The 14,875-nt window shown below is 47.4% G+C and carries 13 protein-coding genes; 3 read left to right on the top strand and 10 right to left on the bottom strand.

From position 1 onward, the window contains the following. Positions 1–117 precede the first annotated feature (117 nt). Positions 118–1,131, bottom strand: a complete 1,014-nt coding sequence (locus NST33_RS02575) for an NADP-dependent oxidoreductase (protein WP_036607487.1) — start codon at positions 1,129–1,131, stop codon at positions 118–120. A gap of 174 nt (positions 1,132–1,305) precedes the next feature. Next, on the bottom strand, positions 1,306–2,052 hold the full coding sequence (gene map / locus NST33_RS02570) for a type I methionyl aminopeptidase (protein ID WP_036607489.1): 747 nt from the start codon (positions 2,050–2,052) through the stop codon (positions 1,306–1,308). A 207-nt stretch (positions 2,053–2,259) separates the two neighbouring features. Here map and NST33_RS02565 point away from each other — a divergent pair, with 207 nt between their 5' ends. Continuing rightward, positions 2,260–2,469: a hypothetical protein gene (locus NST33_RS02565; RefSeq protein WP_074093270.1), complete on the top strand. Its 210-nt coding sequence runs from the start codon at positions 2,260–2,262 to the stop codon at positions 2,467–2,469. Between the two features lie 216 nt (positions 2,470–2,685). Here the strand turns inward: NST33_RS02565 and NST33_RS02560 are convergent, their stop codons facing one another. Together NST33_RS02560 and NST33_RS02555 are read right to left on the bottom strand one after the other, a co-directional pair. Continuing rightward, a complete protein-coding gene (locus NST33_RS02560; protein ID WP_339306634.1) occupies positions 2,686–3,507 on the bottom strand; it encodes a protein kinase in 822 nt (273 codons plus the stop codon). Between the two features lie 135 nt (positions 3,508–3,642). Further along, positions 3,643–4,329, bottom strand: a complete 687-nt coding sequence (locus NST33_RS02555; protein ID WP_339306632.1) for a hypothetical protein — start codon at positions 4,327–4,329, stop codon at positions 3,643–3,645. A 545-nt stretch (positions 4,330–4,874) separates the two neighbouring features. On the opposite strand from NST33_RS02555, the gene NST33_RS02550 reads away from it, so the two are divergent. Further along, complete coding sequence (locus tag NST33_RS02550; RefSeq protein WP_036607494.1) at positions 4,875–5,828, top strand: L-lactate dehydrogenase; 954 nt, start codon at positions 4,875–4,877, stop codon at positions 5,826–5,828. A 164-nt stretch (positions 5,829–5,992) separates the two neighbouring features. Here NST33_RS02550 and NST33_RS02545 read toward each other — a convergent pair whose 3' ends face one another. Beyond that, entirely contained in the window at positions 5,993–8,701 is a 2,709-nt protein-coding gene (locus NST33_RS02545; protein WP_339306630.1) for a PAS domain S-box protein, read from the bottom strand. A 679-nt stretch (positions 8,702–9,380) separates the two neighbouring features. Here NST33_RS02545 and NST33_RS02540 point away from each other — a divergent pair. After that, complete coding sequence (locus NST33_RS02540) at positions 9,381–9,941, top strand: DapH/DapD/GlmU-related protein (RefSeq protein WP_253505329.1); 561 nt, start codon at positions 9,381–9,383, stop codon at positions 9,939–9,941. A gap of 93 nt (positions 9,942–10,034) precedes the next feature. Here the strand turns inward: NST33_RS02540 and NST33_RS02535 are convergent, their stop codons facing one another. The 5 genes from NST33_RS02535 to NST33_RS02515 form a co-directional block, all read right to left on the bottom strand. After that, positions 10,035–10,769 carry an ABC transporter permease gene (locus NST33_RS02535; protein WP_076254444.1) on the bottom strand — a complete coding sequence of 245 codons (735 nt, stop codon included), beginning with the start codon at positions 10,767–10,769 and terminating at the stop codon, positions 10,035–10,037. Position 10,770: 1 nt separating this feature from the next. Further along, positions 10,771–11,487 (bottom strand): ABC transporter permease, encoded by a 717-nt coding sequence (locus NST33_RS02530; RefSeq protein ID WP_339306627.1) that lies wholly within the window; start codon positions 11,485–11,487, stop codon positions 10,771–10,773. After that, positions 11,484–12,398: an ABC transporter ATP-binding protein gene (locus NST33_RS02525; RefSeq protein ID WP_047840345.1), complete on the bottom strand. Its 915-nt coding sequence runs from the start codon at positions 12,396–12,398 to the stop codon at positions 11,484–11,486. Before NST33_RS02525 ends, NST33_RS02530 begins: the two co-directional genes overlap by 4 nt. A gap of 85 nt (positions 12,399–12,483) precedes the next feature. Beyond that, the gene (locus tag NST33_RS02520) at positions 12,484–13,995 is read right to left on the bottom strand and encodes a HAMP domain-containing sensor histidine kinase (protein WP_339306625.1); all 1,512 of its coding nucleotides are present in this window, start codon (positions 13,993–13,995) and stop codon (positions 12,484–12,486) included. Beyond that, a complete protein-coding gene (locus NST33_RS02515; RefSeq protein WP_339306623.1) occupies positions 13,992–14,675 on the bottom strand; it encodes a response regulator transcription factor in 684 nt (227 codons plus the stop codon). The genes NST33_RS02520 and NST33_RS02515 overlap by 4 nt, the downstream gene beginning before the upstream one ends. Positions 14,676–14,875 lie beyond the last annotated feature (200 nt).

Here is a 14,875-nt window from a genome sequence, read left to right as displayed (position 1 = left end):
CCCTACATAGACCACGCACAGATTTACAGATAAAAAAGACACGTTCTGCTGCACCCTCGGTGTGCAGAACGTGTCTTTTCGTTTTCAACCTAATTGTACATGTAAACCATTCAATATCTATTCAGGATCTGCAACCTTAACCAGTTGCTTGCCCAGATTATCTCCCGAGAAGAGACCCATGAATGCTTCCGGCGTCTGTTCGAACCCGTCCACAATGTTTTCTTCATACTGGATATGACCTTCCTTGATCCATTTCGCCAACTTGGCGCGGCCTTCCTTGAAGGATTTCGTATAGTCACCCAGCAGGAAACCTTTCATTAATGCTGTATTTGTTAACAGCAACGTCTGTGGTCGCATCCCGATATCCGGCTTCTCCAGATTATAGGACGAGATCTGACCGCATAACGGAATACGTGCATTCCGATTGATGTGGCGCAAGACTGCATCCGAGATGTCACCGCCAACATTGTCAAAGTAGACATCTACGCCGTCCGGGCAAGCCCGTTCAATGGCCGCTGACATATCCTGCTCCTTCTTGTAGTTCAACACCACGTCGAAGCCCAGCTTTTCTTTCAAATAAGCGCATTTCTCATCAGAGCCTGCAATACCAACCACGCGTGCTCCCACAATTTTACCAATCTGACCTGCAATCATGCCTACCGCTCCGGCTGCTCCCGATACAACAACCGTTTCGCCGTCCTTCGGTTTGCCGATGTCCTCCATACCAAAATAAGCCGTCAGACCCGTCAGGCCCAGCGCACCCAGGTAAGCCGTGATTGGTGCTTCTTCGGTATCAATTAGCGAAAGATCAGCCGTATTCACTGCGGCATATTGCTGCCAGCCCCACATACCGGATACGAGGTCACCTTTGCGCAGATTCGGTTCCGAAGATTCCACAACCTGTCCAATGGCTCCACCCTTAATCACTTCATTTAACGCGTACGGTGCAGCATAGGATTTTGTATCTTTCATGCGGCCCCGCATGTATGGATCAACCGACAAATATAATGTACGTACCAGGACTTGCCCAGCTTCCGGTTCAGGAAGAGGTGCATCAATGAATTTGAAATTCTCTCTGGATGGGGCACCTTCGGGACGAGAAGCAAGTACGATCTGTTTATTTAAAGACACCAAAATTACCTCCTTGTTGCCAAGTGGACGCAAGGTTAACCCTTGTCAGCTGAGATCACTTACCACTGGCTCTGTGTTATCACTTCTTAATAGTTTAAACCGAAACAGGCGGTTCACAAACGTGGGCCGCCTTGAAATATGCAAATATCGTCACATTGTAGCTGCTTTTGGCTATTATTGTGCTGTCAAAATCACTGGACCATCCGCCGTAATCGCAATCGTATGTTCATACTGGGCAGACAGACTTCCATCCAAAGTACGAGCAGTCCATCCATCTGAATCCAGCTTACTTCGGAACGTACCAATATTCAGCATCGGTTCGATCGTAATAACCATGCCTTCCTTGAGACGCGGACCCCGATGAGGCGGACCGTAGTGAGGGACTTGTGGTTCCTCATGCATCTTCTCACCAATGCCGTGTCCGATAAACTCACGCACAACCGATAGGCCTTCACCTTCTGCATACACTTGAATCGCATTGGAGATATCTCCGATCCGGTTGCCCACCACGGCAAGTTCAATGCCTTTGTACAGAGAGTTTTTGGTTACATCCAGCAGATGTTGTGCTTCCGGAGTCACTTCACCTACGGCATATGACCAAGCCGAATCCGCCAGCCAGCCATTCAGATTAACGACCATGTCGATTGTAACGATATCGCCGTCTTTCAATGCATATTTTCCCGGAAACCCGTGACAGATCACATCATTAACCGACGCACATGTCGCATATTGGTATCCGTTATATCCCTTTTGTTCCGGCGTAGCGCCATTTTTCTTCATAAAAGCTTCTGCAAACTGGTCGATCTCCTGTGTCGTAATGCCTGGACGAATCATCTTTGCAATTTCTCTATGGCATGCGGCGAGAATTTCTCCGGCTTTTTTCATATATTCAATCTGTTCTTTGGTCTTTATTGTAATCATAACAACTACTCCTGTCCGTTAAAATCTTATCCTGTCCTCTATTGTAACGCTAAACACTCAAAATAAAAAATTCCGCGCAATCAGCAACATCCTATTATACGCCAAGCTCCTGTCCATTGAATACAATTATCCATGAAAAAATCGAAACCCCTCCATATCTGGCCACGTATATGCTTAAAACAGTTGAAGTCGAAAGGGTGAAAGCTCATGTTCAAAAAGATTATCGGCAAACTTATCGATTCCAAATCTTCATCTCACCGCAAACGTCATAGCTCCTCAGACAGGCGCTCATATAAACGTCACAGCAGTTCCTCAGGCAAGCGTTCCTACAAGCGTTATTCTTCTTCGGATGTGAAATACCGGGATAGCCGCAGTGGCTCCGGGTATTACAAAAGCAGAAAATATAGCTCCAGCTAAGCGGCTTCCACTACTGCTTATAAAGAGCAATGATCACACCAGCTTATTGGACGCTACAATAAATGAATATGTAATAAAGGGGTGTTCGCTAGCCATACACACGGCTAACAGAACACCCCTTTATTGTTTCTATATAGTAAAAAGGAAAAAGACCCCTGCAGATATCATACGAAGAGGTCACGGATAACAAATATAGGTCCGCCTACAGAGCTTATTTCATTGTAATTTCAGCAACATATTCTCAATCTCTGCCTGTAACTCTGTCGCCCCACCCTCATAACTTGGCCGGAGTCCAAGGAGTCGCTCCAGCATCTGGTGCAATTCCGGCGTAAGCTTCAGTTCCTCCTGCCAGCTGGCGGGTTCACGGCCCTTCTCTGGCTCATAAGCCGAATACAGCATAAAGAGAAGAAAGTGGCCGATATCCTGCAAATCATGATCCGGTATAGCCGGTTCATCTTCAGGCTCAGGGACTTCACGCATACGTCGCTTTAGCTCCGGCAACAACGGCTCCCCCAAGCGTCTCGCCAGGCCAAAGTCAATCAGATGCACCGTCCCTTCACGTAAAATAACATTGGGAATCCGCACATCTCCATGAATATATCCCTGCTCATGCACATGAGCCACCGGAGCCAGCAGTTGACCTGCCAATTCCAGACATTCCCGCTCCGTATATCGAAGACCTTGCTCAAATATGCAATCTTCCAGCGTCTGTCCACGAATATACTCGGTAACGATATAACTTCGTCTCCCGGATGTGAACACATCCAATAGATCAGGGATCGCCGGATGATGCAGACGTCTCATCACGTCCGCCTCCCGCTCCAACAGGTGCGCAGAGAGTCTGCCCTTGCTAGGCTTGGACTCCTTCAACGCCACTTCCCTGCCATCCTGGTCATCTGTACACAGGTATGTCAGCCCATAGCTCCCCATACCCAGCAATTCCTGTATTGTATAACGCTCAGCAATGGTCGTGCCTTCCCGCCGAGGACGATCCGTCCATAGTCCGAGCACTCTTTGCCAACTTCGTCGCAGCTCCACAGATCCTCCCACGCCAGCTTCCTGATCCACTCAGTCTTTATCTATACCGAGCAGTCCGTTGCCAGTCTTCATGTTGTATGGAGCTTATTATATCAGGCGGATACTGTAAAATCACGATAGGTAAATGCCTGTTGCTCAAGCTTCCTTATGCTTCTTGGGCAGGAACCCGAACAACATACGCAGGGATACTCCTTTTGGTTTGCGTTTTCTTCCCTGGAAACTGCGCAGATTGGTTACGAGTTCACGATCCCGCTCCTCTTCCAGCTTCTCGTTCATCCATAGACGCTGTTTCTCCATCTGTTCCTGAAGCGCCATATGTGTCTCCGCCAGATGCTGAAGGGTCAGCTCCAGTTCATCGACCCGCTGTTGCAGCATCTGTACCCGATCATCCTGCTGTTGTTCTACAGCACCATAAGTCACCTCACTTACCAGTTGCCCCAGACCTTCATAGGATCTCAGATTACCCATTATTTCAGGTTCTTCAGGGAATACGGATGACATGACTGTCGCTGCACATTCCGTCTCTGACAGACCTTCAATCCCCATCACCGGTACATCTACATCTACTGCAGCTACAGGTACTTCTGGAGCCAATACAGTCACCACAGCATCAGCTAGGGGTAGATTATGCTCTCGGAGTTCAGTCATCAGCCGTTCAATGCACTCGATGTCGTCGGACTTGAATAGTCTGGATTTGTTGGCGGAACGTTCGAACCGGTATCCCTGCTCTTCCAGTGCCGCCGCATATTTACGAAGAGTACTGGCACCTATGCCCAGGCTCTTGGCCGTTTCCGTCGTTGCTCCTGCTTCTTCAATCATCATTAATTCCCTCCCGGAATGAAGTCTTTTGGGAATCAATTTCATAATACCTTTAGTGAGTTATGAAATTGATTCTTGGATAAACACCTTATGGCTTCAGCGTTCCTTTTTGGAACCGTCATCGGATCGGGGCAACCTGTCTCATGGATCAAGTATGCTTATCTTTTGCTTGTCCGTATGTATTCGTCAGCTTCTCGGCAGATCCCTTTGGCGGTTTTGTTCTGTTTCTGCGGATTCCTAAGAAGTTTTGTCAGGTATATGATCCGCACAAATAACCCCCCATCCGACAACAAACATGAATGCTGTCATGTCGAATGACACAGGTGCAAACGCCGTCAAATCTTGTGATTATGGATTATTCATGTCAATTTTGTTAACTCCGTTACTCCAATACGCTCCCGCGATAGCGGATATCATTGCTGCACAGCTTTTTCATGTGTTATCTTATGTAACGTAGAAGTGGATTCCAGCATAAAATAAAGGACTATACTTAACATAGGACGCATGAGTAACGGATAAATATCAATCTAAATGGGGGCTGAACGGCAGTGTTAGGCAAATCAGGCAAAGTAGCGGTGATCGGGGCGGGTCTTGTCGGTTCGAGTTGTGCGTATTCCATGATTAATCAATCGATATGCAGGGAAATTATGATGGTGGACCGGACGTATGACCGTGCTGTAGCGCAGGCACTGGATTTTTCCCATTGTATGGACTTCACACATAACCGCACCAAAGTATATGCAGGAACGTATGCCGATTGTGGCAATATGGATGTGATTATCTTAACTGCCGGGGCGAATCCCAAGCCAGGACAAACACGGCTGGATATTCTGGAGGAAGCGGAGTCGATTGCCAAAGACATCGTGGTCCCGATCATGAACAGTGGATTTAACGGGATTTTTGTCGTCGCTGCTAATCCGGTTGACATAGTAACTTATATGGTATGGAAATTATCCGGCCTCCCGCGCGAACACGTCATCGGTACAGGCACGTCCATTGATTCTTCACGACTCAAAACACTGCTGTCTGAAGTCTTTTCCATCGATCCACGCAGTGTGCATGGTTATGCTCTCGGGGAGCATGGAGAATCCCAGTTCGTGGCCTGGTCGCATGTGACCATCGGTGGCAAACCGATTATGCACATTATGGATCAACACAAGGAGCGCTTCAAACATCTGGATCTGGAGGATATTGCACGCAAAACAAAGGATGCCGGCTGGGAGATCTTTACCCGTAAAGGCTCTACCCAATTCGGGATCGGCAACGCTCTCGCGCATATCACTCGTTCCATCCTCAATGACGAACACAAGATCATAGCCGTATCGGCTATTCTGGACGGAGAGTACGAGCAACATAACGTCTGCGTCGGTGTTCCTGCAATCATCGGTGGCAATGGCATTCAGGAGATTATCGAACTAAATCTGGATGCAACGGAACGTGAGAAATTCAACAATTCCTGTGAAATCCTATCAGGTAACATCAATCGTCTGACATTGGTATAAGCCATTCGTGTACAACTCCACACTGTATGCTTCGGCTCAACTTCAAAAGCCTGCTGACACAAACATGCCAATAACACTCCATCCGAGGAGTTTTATTGGCATGTTTGCGTTTATTATTTTTCACAGCCAGATGAATCAATTTCATAATTGATTTGAGTAGTTGTTCAATTTGGTGCAAGCTGAGGTTCGTCCCTTGGCCCCCATTGCTGTAACACCCGCTTCAACTCACTCAGCATAACCGGTTTGCTAATGAAGTCACGCATACCCATCTCCAGACAAGCTTCCTTGTCTTCACGTTTGGCATTGCCTGTAACTGCGATGATTGGAGGTATGCGATCCTGTGGAATTAGGCGGCGTAACAGGTCTGTCGCCTTCAGTCCATCCATCACAGGCATATGAATATCCATCAGGACAATATCATAAGCATTCTGAGAGATGGCATCAATTGCCTCCACACCATTGGTACATACATCTGCGTGGTATCCGAGCTTCTCCAGATATTCTCGCAAAATCTTCCGGTTTACCGGATGATCCTCCGCCACCAGAATACGCATGGCGACCTTGTCACTTTGACGTGTGCGATCATGATGGAACTGACTTGCTGTCTGTTCTGCTGAAGCATCTACACTCGCCGCAGGAACAGCAAACCGGAAGGTTGAGCCTTCCCCTTCTATACTCTCGACACTGATACTGCCTCCCATGATCTCCACGAGTCGCTTGGAGATGACCAGTCCCAGTCCGGTACCACCATACTTCCGGTTAATCACCGGATGTAGTTGAGAGAAGGACTGAAACAACTGATCCAGCTTGTCAGCCGGGATGCCAATTCCCGTGTCTTGCACCGCAAAATCAAGAACGCTGTCTTCAGGCTTTCTGCCCTTGATAATATCCACGTTAACATCAATGCTTCCCTGATCTGTGAACTTGAGCGCATTGCCAACCAAGTTCACCAGAATCTGCCGGATACGTATAGCGTCACCGACCAAGAACTCAGGGATGCTTGGATTGAGGCGATATCTGATCTCCAGATGTTTCTCATCTGCACGCGGTTTAAACAGTTCGGCAACCTGTTCCAGCATCTTGCGTAATGCAAATGGTTCATAAGCCAGTGCCATTTTCCCGGATTCCAGCTTACTGAAGTCCAAAATATCATTAAGGATGTTCAGCAGAGCATCGCCGCTGTCTCGAATAATCTCGGCATATTCACGCTGTTCTTCCGATAAATCGGTACCGATCAGCAATTCTGTCATCCCCACGATCCCGTTCATCGGTGTCCGGATCTCATGGCTAACCATCGACAGAAATTCCGACTTGGCCTGAGCTGCCAGCTCAGCTGTCTCTTTGGCACGTACAATTTCACGTTCGCCAGTCACATCATTAAATACAACAACCGCACCCTGAATCTGTCCCTGTTCAATAATCGGCGTCACCTGATACTGCACCAGAAAGCTGCTGCCATCTTTACGCCAGAACACATCTTCCTTGATTGAACGTATCTGCCCATCCAACACGGTCATGTGGATCGGGCATTCTTCTTGTGGCAAATGACTTCCGTCTGCACGGGTGTGATGGATGATGGGATGTGAGTTTTTTCCAATGAATTCTTTCGCCTCATAACCGAACATCGAAGCTGCTGCTGGATTCATAAACATGGTGATTCCATCCGCATCCAAACCAAATATTCCTTCCGTAACCGTGTTGAGAATCAGCTCATGTTGCTTGCTGAGCTCCTGAATCCGTTCCGTGTATTCCTTGCGCTCGGTAATATCGGACACGATCCCATAAACGCCCACCATTTCCTTATCCACAATAATGGGCACATTCGTAACAGATACTTCAATCTTCCGACCACTTGAATTGACGACTCGGGTCTCATAATATTGGGGTTCGCCTTGCTTCACCATGTCAAAATAATGTTTGCCATATTGCACTTCGCATTTATCCAGATTGGATAAAAAAGATTGGCCAATAAGCTTATTGCGCGGAATATCCAACATTTGCACCAGTTTGCTGTTCACTGCGCTGTATTTACCTTCCAGATTCAATGAATACACAGCTGCCGGGTTATGTTCGAACAACGATCTGTATCGCTGACGGCTTTCCCGAAGACGTCTTTCCGCATCCTTATGCTGGGTGATATCCCTGCTGATGCTTACAATCTGGACACTCTTGCCACGCTCTCCAGCAACAGGTTTCGCCAATGTCTCCATCCAGATATAATGTCCCTTCTTGTGCAACACACGCATCTTGCAGCCATTGCCGATCTTGGAAAGATCCATAGGGTCCGGATAATCTCCCGAATAACAATAATCCTTGAAGGACTTTCCTATGACTTCCTCCGGCTTATAACCCAGCAAGGTGTACACGGAAGGGGAAACGTATAACAATTCGCCATCCGTAGCACAAGTTGTAATCAGATCTTGTGCATGGTCAGCCAGCACCTGATATTTCTCCTGTGCCTCCTTAAGCTCACGTTGCACTTCCAGGATATCGGTAACATCTTTGGCAATGCCATAGATTCCTACAACTTCTTTTCCCTCCGTTATAGGCACATACGTTATCTCTGCCTGTTTCAGGGAACCATCTTTATGATAAAAAGTAATGGGATTACTGACTGAACGTCCAGCCAGTACCTCTTTAATGTATTGTTTGCGTGAATTTTCACTGTCCGGAGGACAGATCTCACTCTGATTCATACGAATCAAGTCATCCAGTGTATACCCAGATATCCGCTCTACCGAGGGATTAGCATCAATATAGTTTCCATGGATGTCCATTACATAAATGGCATCCGGATGGTTAAAAAACAGTGATTGGTAAGAACTTCCCTCAGAAATAATGCGCTTCAGGGTTTCCGTTTTATTAATATCCAAGGCTTACCCCTCTTTTCTCAGCCAATATCTTCATCTAACAGCAGGGATTAATTATCCCTTACAAAAATGGGCCTACCCTCGAATAACCATGTAAGCCTGCCTAGAAACAGCTTTTTTTATTTTACCAGATTCTCGTCTCATTTTGCTTGTAATCTATGATTCAATTTACGTGATGTGTGAGGTAATACTTGGAATTTTGATTTACTTAGGAGGTGCCTGCAAAGGCAGACATTTTATACAAAGATCAAATTAAGCCTCTAACAAGCTTGAAGTTCAATTCCACGTCAGCTGATTCTGGCGGATGGCTAAACGATTTTCTAAAGAACCCAGGACATCTTATTTAGCGTCCATGTGCTCTTTTTATATTTTAAGGAACATCAGACACGTTAATCCCCATAATCTCCTGTCATATACGCTTCCAACGGTTGTTTCATTGGATATAACATGTCTCAGGTTCCTTAGATTGCTGAGATCACTTCAAATCCATGATTAAGACTCCTCAGATTCGTTAGGGAGTTGAGAGGATGAACCCGACCCCCGCCTGAAGCAAATTTTCTCAAAGAAAGAGAGATCATCTGCTCTTATGATGCCTCGATATAAAATTAACGATACATTTTGTATCAAAAAGGCTATAATCTTTAAAAAAAGTTTTTTTGATTACGGAGAGGACGGATGAATCATGCTGCCCAACAGAGTTAAAATTGTTTACGGTAAACTAAGAGGTTTGGCCATCTTTGGTAAAATCCAGCCCTCTATGGGCCTGCTGCCACGAATCAGGGGTAAGGTTTATCTGAATAAATTGGGTGACTTGCAGGTGGGAAAACGTCTTAACATTATAGGCAAACCTTGGGGAACCCAGTTAACCGTGGTCAAAGGTGCACGATTAACGATTGGCGATGACGTCATGATTAATGCAGGTGTGGGGATTGCCGCTAACGTTGAAGTGACCATCGGCAATAACGTCATGATTGGTCCTCGAACAAGCATATTCGACAGTGCCTACCACCGAATTGACTCGCTGGATGACGGGAGCCAGACTGCCAAGCGGATTGTGATTCAGGATAATGCCTGGATTGGTACAGGCGCGCTTATTTTGCCCGGAGTGACTATTGGCAGAAATGCAGTCGTGGCAGCAGGAAGCACGGTAACCAAAGATGTACCCGACAATACACTTGTAGCCGGGGCACCAGCCAAAATCATTCGGGAGCTGACCATTCATGATGGGTGGGTCAGACATTAGAAAAAATCCTCCTGAAGCCTACATACAATGGAGTTTGCATGTTTTGCTTAAAGAGGATTTTGATCTACGATAACCAAGGGTGTAACGGATTATTCAGATTTCTTTTTTTGCAAAATACATCATGCCGATTCCAATGAAAATAACAGCACTGCCTCCAACAACCGCCAGCATTGTGACCAGTGGAACATTGTAGGCTCCGAAACCTGTGCCGTCCACGGGTGTCATCAGAATCATCGGTTGTGCCCATGGATAATACGGCCCATATGTCGCCGAGTTTACAATGAGAATATTCGGTATGGTCAGTGCAAAATTCAGTGCGAGCGGTGCGGCAAAGCTGCTCCACACCAATGAAACGAACATCTGCAGGGCAGCCAGGGGTACACAGGCCAGCAAGCCAAGCAGCAGTTTGCCTACCAAGAATCCCCAAGGTACTGGCATCGTAATGCCATGAATCATGCCTGCCAGCAGAATGGACATCAGCAACAATGCTTGCGTACCCGCCAGAAGCATGAGTACAATCGTCAGTTTACCTGCATATACACCTGAACGTGTGAGCGGTAAAACCAGCATCTGCTTCCACCCTCCACCTGCATGTTCAAAACGGCAGACAAAGGACGTAAACACGCCAGTCAGCATCGGTAACAATAACAATCCGTGCAGGAAAACCATCGTGGTCATCAATACCTGCCAATTTCCCGATGGCGTGGACAACAGCCCGATGAGCAGCGCAATGAGTGGACTCAGCAGAATCAGGAGCCATATGGGCGATTTGCTCATTTTCAATCGTTCAGCTGACAAAATTCGGAAGTACGTTGTCGCAAAGCTCATATCAGGCCACATCCTTCCGGCTAAAATGCACCATACCCAGCAACAGGATTAATAACCCTAGACCTGCCCCCATGCCTGCATACAGGTATGGATTAGGCCCATTCCAGGCCATCTGTGCCCATGCGAGCGGAAAGATTGGTGAGATACTGAGTGAGAACATACCCGTTATCGCGAGAACGATGCCCAGGGTGACGGGAAGCGCCTGATTCTTGTTAATCATCGTGAGCCACAACTCCAGTGACAACACCGGAAGTGCACCAGCCAAAGGCAATAGACCCAGCTTGATCGCATGTGTCCAAGGTATTTCGCTGGCATGGAATCCGAGGATCAGACCCAGACCCACAATTCCTGCGGTTAGCAGCAGGCAGGAGATCACCAGCAGCACACAAGCAAGCAGGAACTTGGCTAAATACACGGCTGGTCTGGGAATGGGCATCGCGAGCAACTGTTTCCACGATCCCTGTTCATGCTCAACATTAGCGATCATGGAGCTGAGAATGGTTGCTCCCAGCATCAGAGACAAGGGCACAAAGACAACCACATTGCCCAATAATCCGCCCCAGAGGTTATCTGCATACTGCTCTTTCAGATAGTCCAACCGTAAGCCAAAATTAAGCGCCTGCATCGCTGTCAATCCAAGAGGGGCCAGAAAGACAAGAAACCAGATCCCTTTCCCCCGAATCTTGAGCCAGTCTGACGATAATGCTCGCCCGGTCATATGGAAGCCCCCTCGCCAATGACCCGCATGAACAGATCTTCCAGCGACTGACGCTGTTCCTCTACACGATACACATCATGATCCTGCTCAATTAATCGGCGTACAAGCAGTGCCACTGAACTGTTATCCATATAAGGGAACGTTAATGCAGCACCTTGTTGCTGACCAAATTGTCCCTGTTCTCTCGCCAGCTTCATAGCCTCTTCCGGCTCGGAAACCGTTAACCGGATAGAGCTACCCGTCTGACTATGCAGACTTGCGATAGTATCCTGAAGCACCATCTTGCCTTCACGGATAATACCAACACGACTTGCCATCTGTTCGACTTCACTCAGCAAGTGGCTGGAAACCAGAACGGTAATGCCATGTTCCAGAGGCATGCGTTTGATCAGTTCCCGAATCTCCTGAATACCGGCCGGATCAAGCCCATTCGTTGGTTCGTCCAGAATCAGCAGCTCCGGTTCACCCAGCAAAGCGCTGGCAATACCCAGACGTTGCTTCATCCCAAGGGAATACCCCTTCACTGAACGTTTGGCATCCTTGGTCAGATCTACAATGGACAGCACTTCAGCAATTCTTGATTTGGGTACATTGATGATGCGGCGCAAAGTCTCCAGATTCTCTACTGCGTTCAGATGTCCGTAATAGGACGGGTATTCGACCAAAGAGCCCACACGGCGCAAAATATCCATGCGATCCTTGCGGATATCCTTGTCGAAGACACGGATCACGCCTTTGGTTGGTTTAATCAAGCCGAGAAGCATGCGAATCGTTGTTGTTTTGCCGGCGCCGTTGGGACCGAGGAAGCCGTAGATATCTCCCTTTTTAATATGCAGATCAAGTTCACGGACCGCTGCACGGTCCCGGTATGTTTTCCATAAATTCGCTGTTTGAATAATATTTTCACTCACTGTATGATCACCTCGGAACTATCGTAACCTTCCAAGGTTAAAGCCAAAGTAGTCTCTAGTTTAAGTTTAGTTTAAAAAAGCTAATTCAGCGGTTTATTGTTTCCCTGTTTCCCTTACCACTGTAGATATATGTCTGGACACCCGTATCGGAACTGTCTACCCGCTTGCGCAGACCCATCTCACGAATCAACAGGTCTACAATGGATAAGCCTAGACCTGTGCCTTTTGTGTCGGAATTCTGTTGCATTCCCGGACCCCGATCCTGAATAACGATGGCCGTCTCACCCTGAATCTCCTGAGTAGATATACCAATATATTTCCCGTTGGCGGCATGACGGATCACGTTTTGGAACAAATTATCAAGAATACGGCGCATGCCCTGTTCATCCATATGCCAAATCAACGGTTCCTCTGGCAGGTCAATATCAATATCGAATTGCTCTTTCTCCCAGACCGGGTACCAGGCGGCCGCCGTTTCCCTGACGATCCGCAGTATATCTTTCTCTTCCAGCTTCAGTGTATATTTCCCACTTGTGAGCAAATTGTAGGATAACATGTTGTCAATGAGCCCGCCGAGGTCCTCCATCTTTGCTTCCATGCGATGTAATGAACGGTCACCTTGCTCGCTCAGCTCTTCCTTGTGCAAAGCATGCATATGTCCACGAATCACCGTTAGCGGGGTGCGCAGATCATGGGAAAGCCCTGCAATGAGACGTTTGCGCAATTGTTCTTCTTCGCGTTCACGGTGGCGGCTGTCGGACAGTTGATGCACCATCTGATTGAAGGATTCTTCCAGTTGACCAATCTCGTCTGTCCGGCGGATATCTACCGGAAGCGGGAGACCTTCCTTGCCTGTGGTCATCATGGCCGTCTGCAACCGAATAAGTCGTTTGCGAATGCGTGCGAAGAAGAGAATCGACATAATGATAAAGATCAGAAAGATGAGGGTCATTACGATACCAAGATACAAGAGTTCCATCGGCCAGTTACTCTGATTCATTTGCAGAAGTGACCGTGGCACTTCAATGATCATGAATCCCTGTCCTTTGTCCTGCTCAGCTCCTCCAATATATGCAACTACGGTCAGTGGATCGCGAAAGGAAGCTACTTTCATGAATTGCACCGTATTGTTTACATTCCATAAGGCTGGAATATAAGTCTCTGTCGTTTGCCCGGAATCCAGTGACCATCTCAATGTCGTGTCTGTCCTCCCGTCCGGCGACGTGGATTTCAGAAGCGTTACATCTTCACCCCCAAGAATAAAGAGGGTCTCACCGCTCACACTCACACGATACATGGAAGATTTGGGATACGAGTCATGTAATTGCTCCAACCGGGCCTTAATCTCTTCATCCGAAGCACCATCCAGGTTCTTCGCTTCACGTGACCAGAGGTTACTGATCCGGGTAACATCACCGTAAGGTGCTGCTCGGTTCGTATTCGTGTCCGTGTTATTCACTACAACAATATATATAACGGATATGATCGGAAGGACAACAGGCACAAACAATATAGCCGCCAAGATCAGGAGGATGTATCTGGACATCAAGGAGCGCCCAAAGCGAAGCTTGCGCCGCCCGGATTGTTTTTTATTCATGGCTTCTTCACACGATATCCCACACCGCGGACCGTCTGAATAACTACAGGATTGGCCGGATCAAGCTCCAGCTTTTCGCGTAGATGTCGAATATGTACCATTAAAGTCTTGTCCCCATCCAGATAAGGCTCGTTCCAGACGGCTTCATAGATCTGCTCTTTCGTGCGAATCATGCCCATATGTCGTAGCAGGTAGGCGAAGATGTGGAACTGTTTTCCCGATAAAATAATCTCATTTCCCGTCTCCTCATTAACGATCCGGTTGTCCTTCTCATAGATGGAGAGATGATCCAGCTTCAGGGCTGTATCTGATGAGACCGCAGTTCCCGCCTTCCGCAGTTGCACTTCAATCCGGGCAGCCAGTTCATCGGGGTGAAATGGTTTGGTCACATAGTCATCGGCAAAATCAAGACCGTACAACTTGTCGTCAATGGAAGTTCTGGCCGAGAGCATGACAATAGGCACGGCGGGATGTTCTTTTTTCAGTCGCTGGCCCACCGTAAATCCATCCAGCCCGGGCAGCATGACATCCAGAATAATGAGTGAGCAACCGACAGCCGCCTCCGCTGCACCTTCACCACTGCCGAGCCATACCACCTCATAACCGCGCTCCTCCAGATCGGCTCTGACCCAAGTCGCAATTTCCGTATCATCTTCAATATATAACAGTTTGGTTTTCATCCGAATATTCGTTTCCTTTCTGCCCCCATTGGGTTAATGATATATCTGAGCATCATCATGGTAAAAGCTGTCTATAACATATGGATTCATGTCTTGTTGAAACAATGTTAAAGTCCTTTACGTTACCACACATTCTAATTATAGCGTATTCATTGACGTGGGGAATGTCATATTAATCAAGTCTACCAAGTACATACTAT

The sequence above is a fragment of the Paenibacillus sp. FSL L8-0435 genome, assembly GCF_037965655.1.
Lineage (GTDB): Bacteria > Bacillota > Bacilli > Paenibacillales > Paenibacillaceae > Paenibacillus.
This window is presented reverse-complemented; position numbering and strand designations above follow the sequence as displayed.

What these genes read in the sequence shown, in the direction of transcription:
- map (WP_036607489.1), bottom strand. Translation starts at nt 2,052, where the DNA reads ATGATTACAATAAAGACCAAAGAACAGATTGAATATATGAAAAAAGCC.
- NST33_RS02565 (WP_074093270.1), top strand. Translation starts at nt 2,260, where the DNA reads ATGTTCAAAAAGATTATCGGCAAACTTATCGATTCCAAATCTTCATCT.
- NST33_RS02555 (WP_339306632.1), bottom strand. Translation starts at nt 4,329, where the DNA reads ATGATGATTGAAGAAGCAGGAGCAACGACGGAAACGGCCAAGAGCCTG.
- NST33_RS02540 (WP_253505329.1), top strand. Translation starts at nt 9,381, where the DNA reads ATGCTGCCCAACAGAGTTAAAATTGTTTACGGTAAACTAAGAGGTTTG.
- NST33_RS02535 (WP_076254444.1), bottom strand. Translation starts at nt 10,769, where the DNA reads ATGAGCTTTGCGACAACGTACTTCCGAATTTTGTCAGCTGAACGATTG.
- NST33_RS02530 (WP_339306627.1), bottom strand. Translation starts at nt 11,487, where the DNA reads ATGACCGGGCGAGCATTATCGTCAGACTGGCTCAAGATTCGGGGGAAA.
- NST33_RS02520 (WP_339306625.1), bottom strand. Translation starts at nt 13,995, where the DNA reads ATGAATAAAAAACAATCCGGGCGGCGCAAGCTTCGCTTTGGGCGCTCC.
- NST33_RS02515 (WP_339306623.1), bottom strand. Translation starts at nt 14,675, where the DNA reads ATGAAAACCAAACTGTTATATATTGAAGATGATACGGAAATTGCGACT.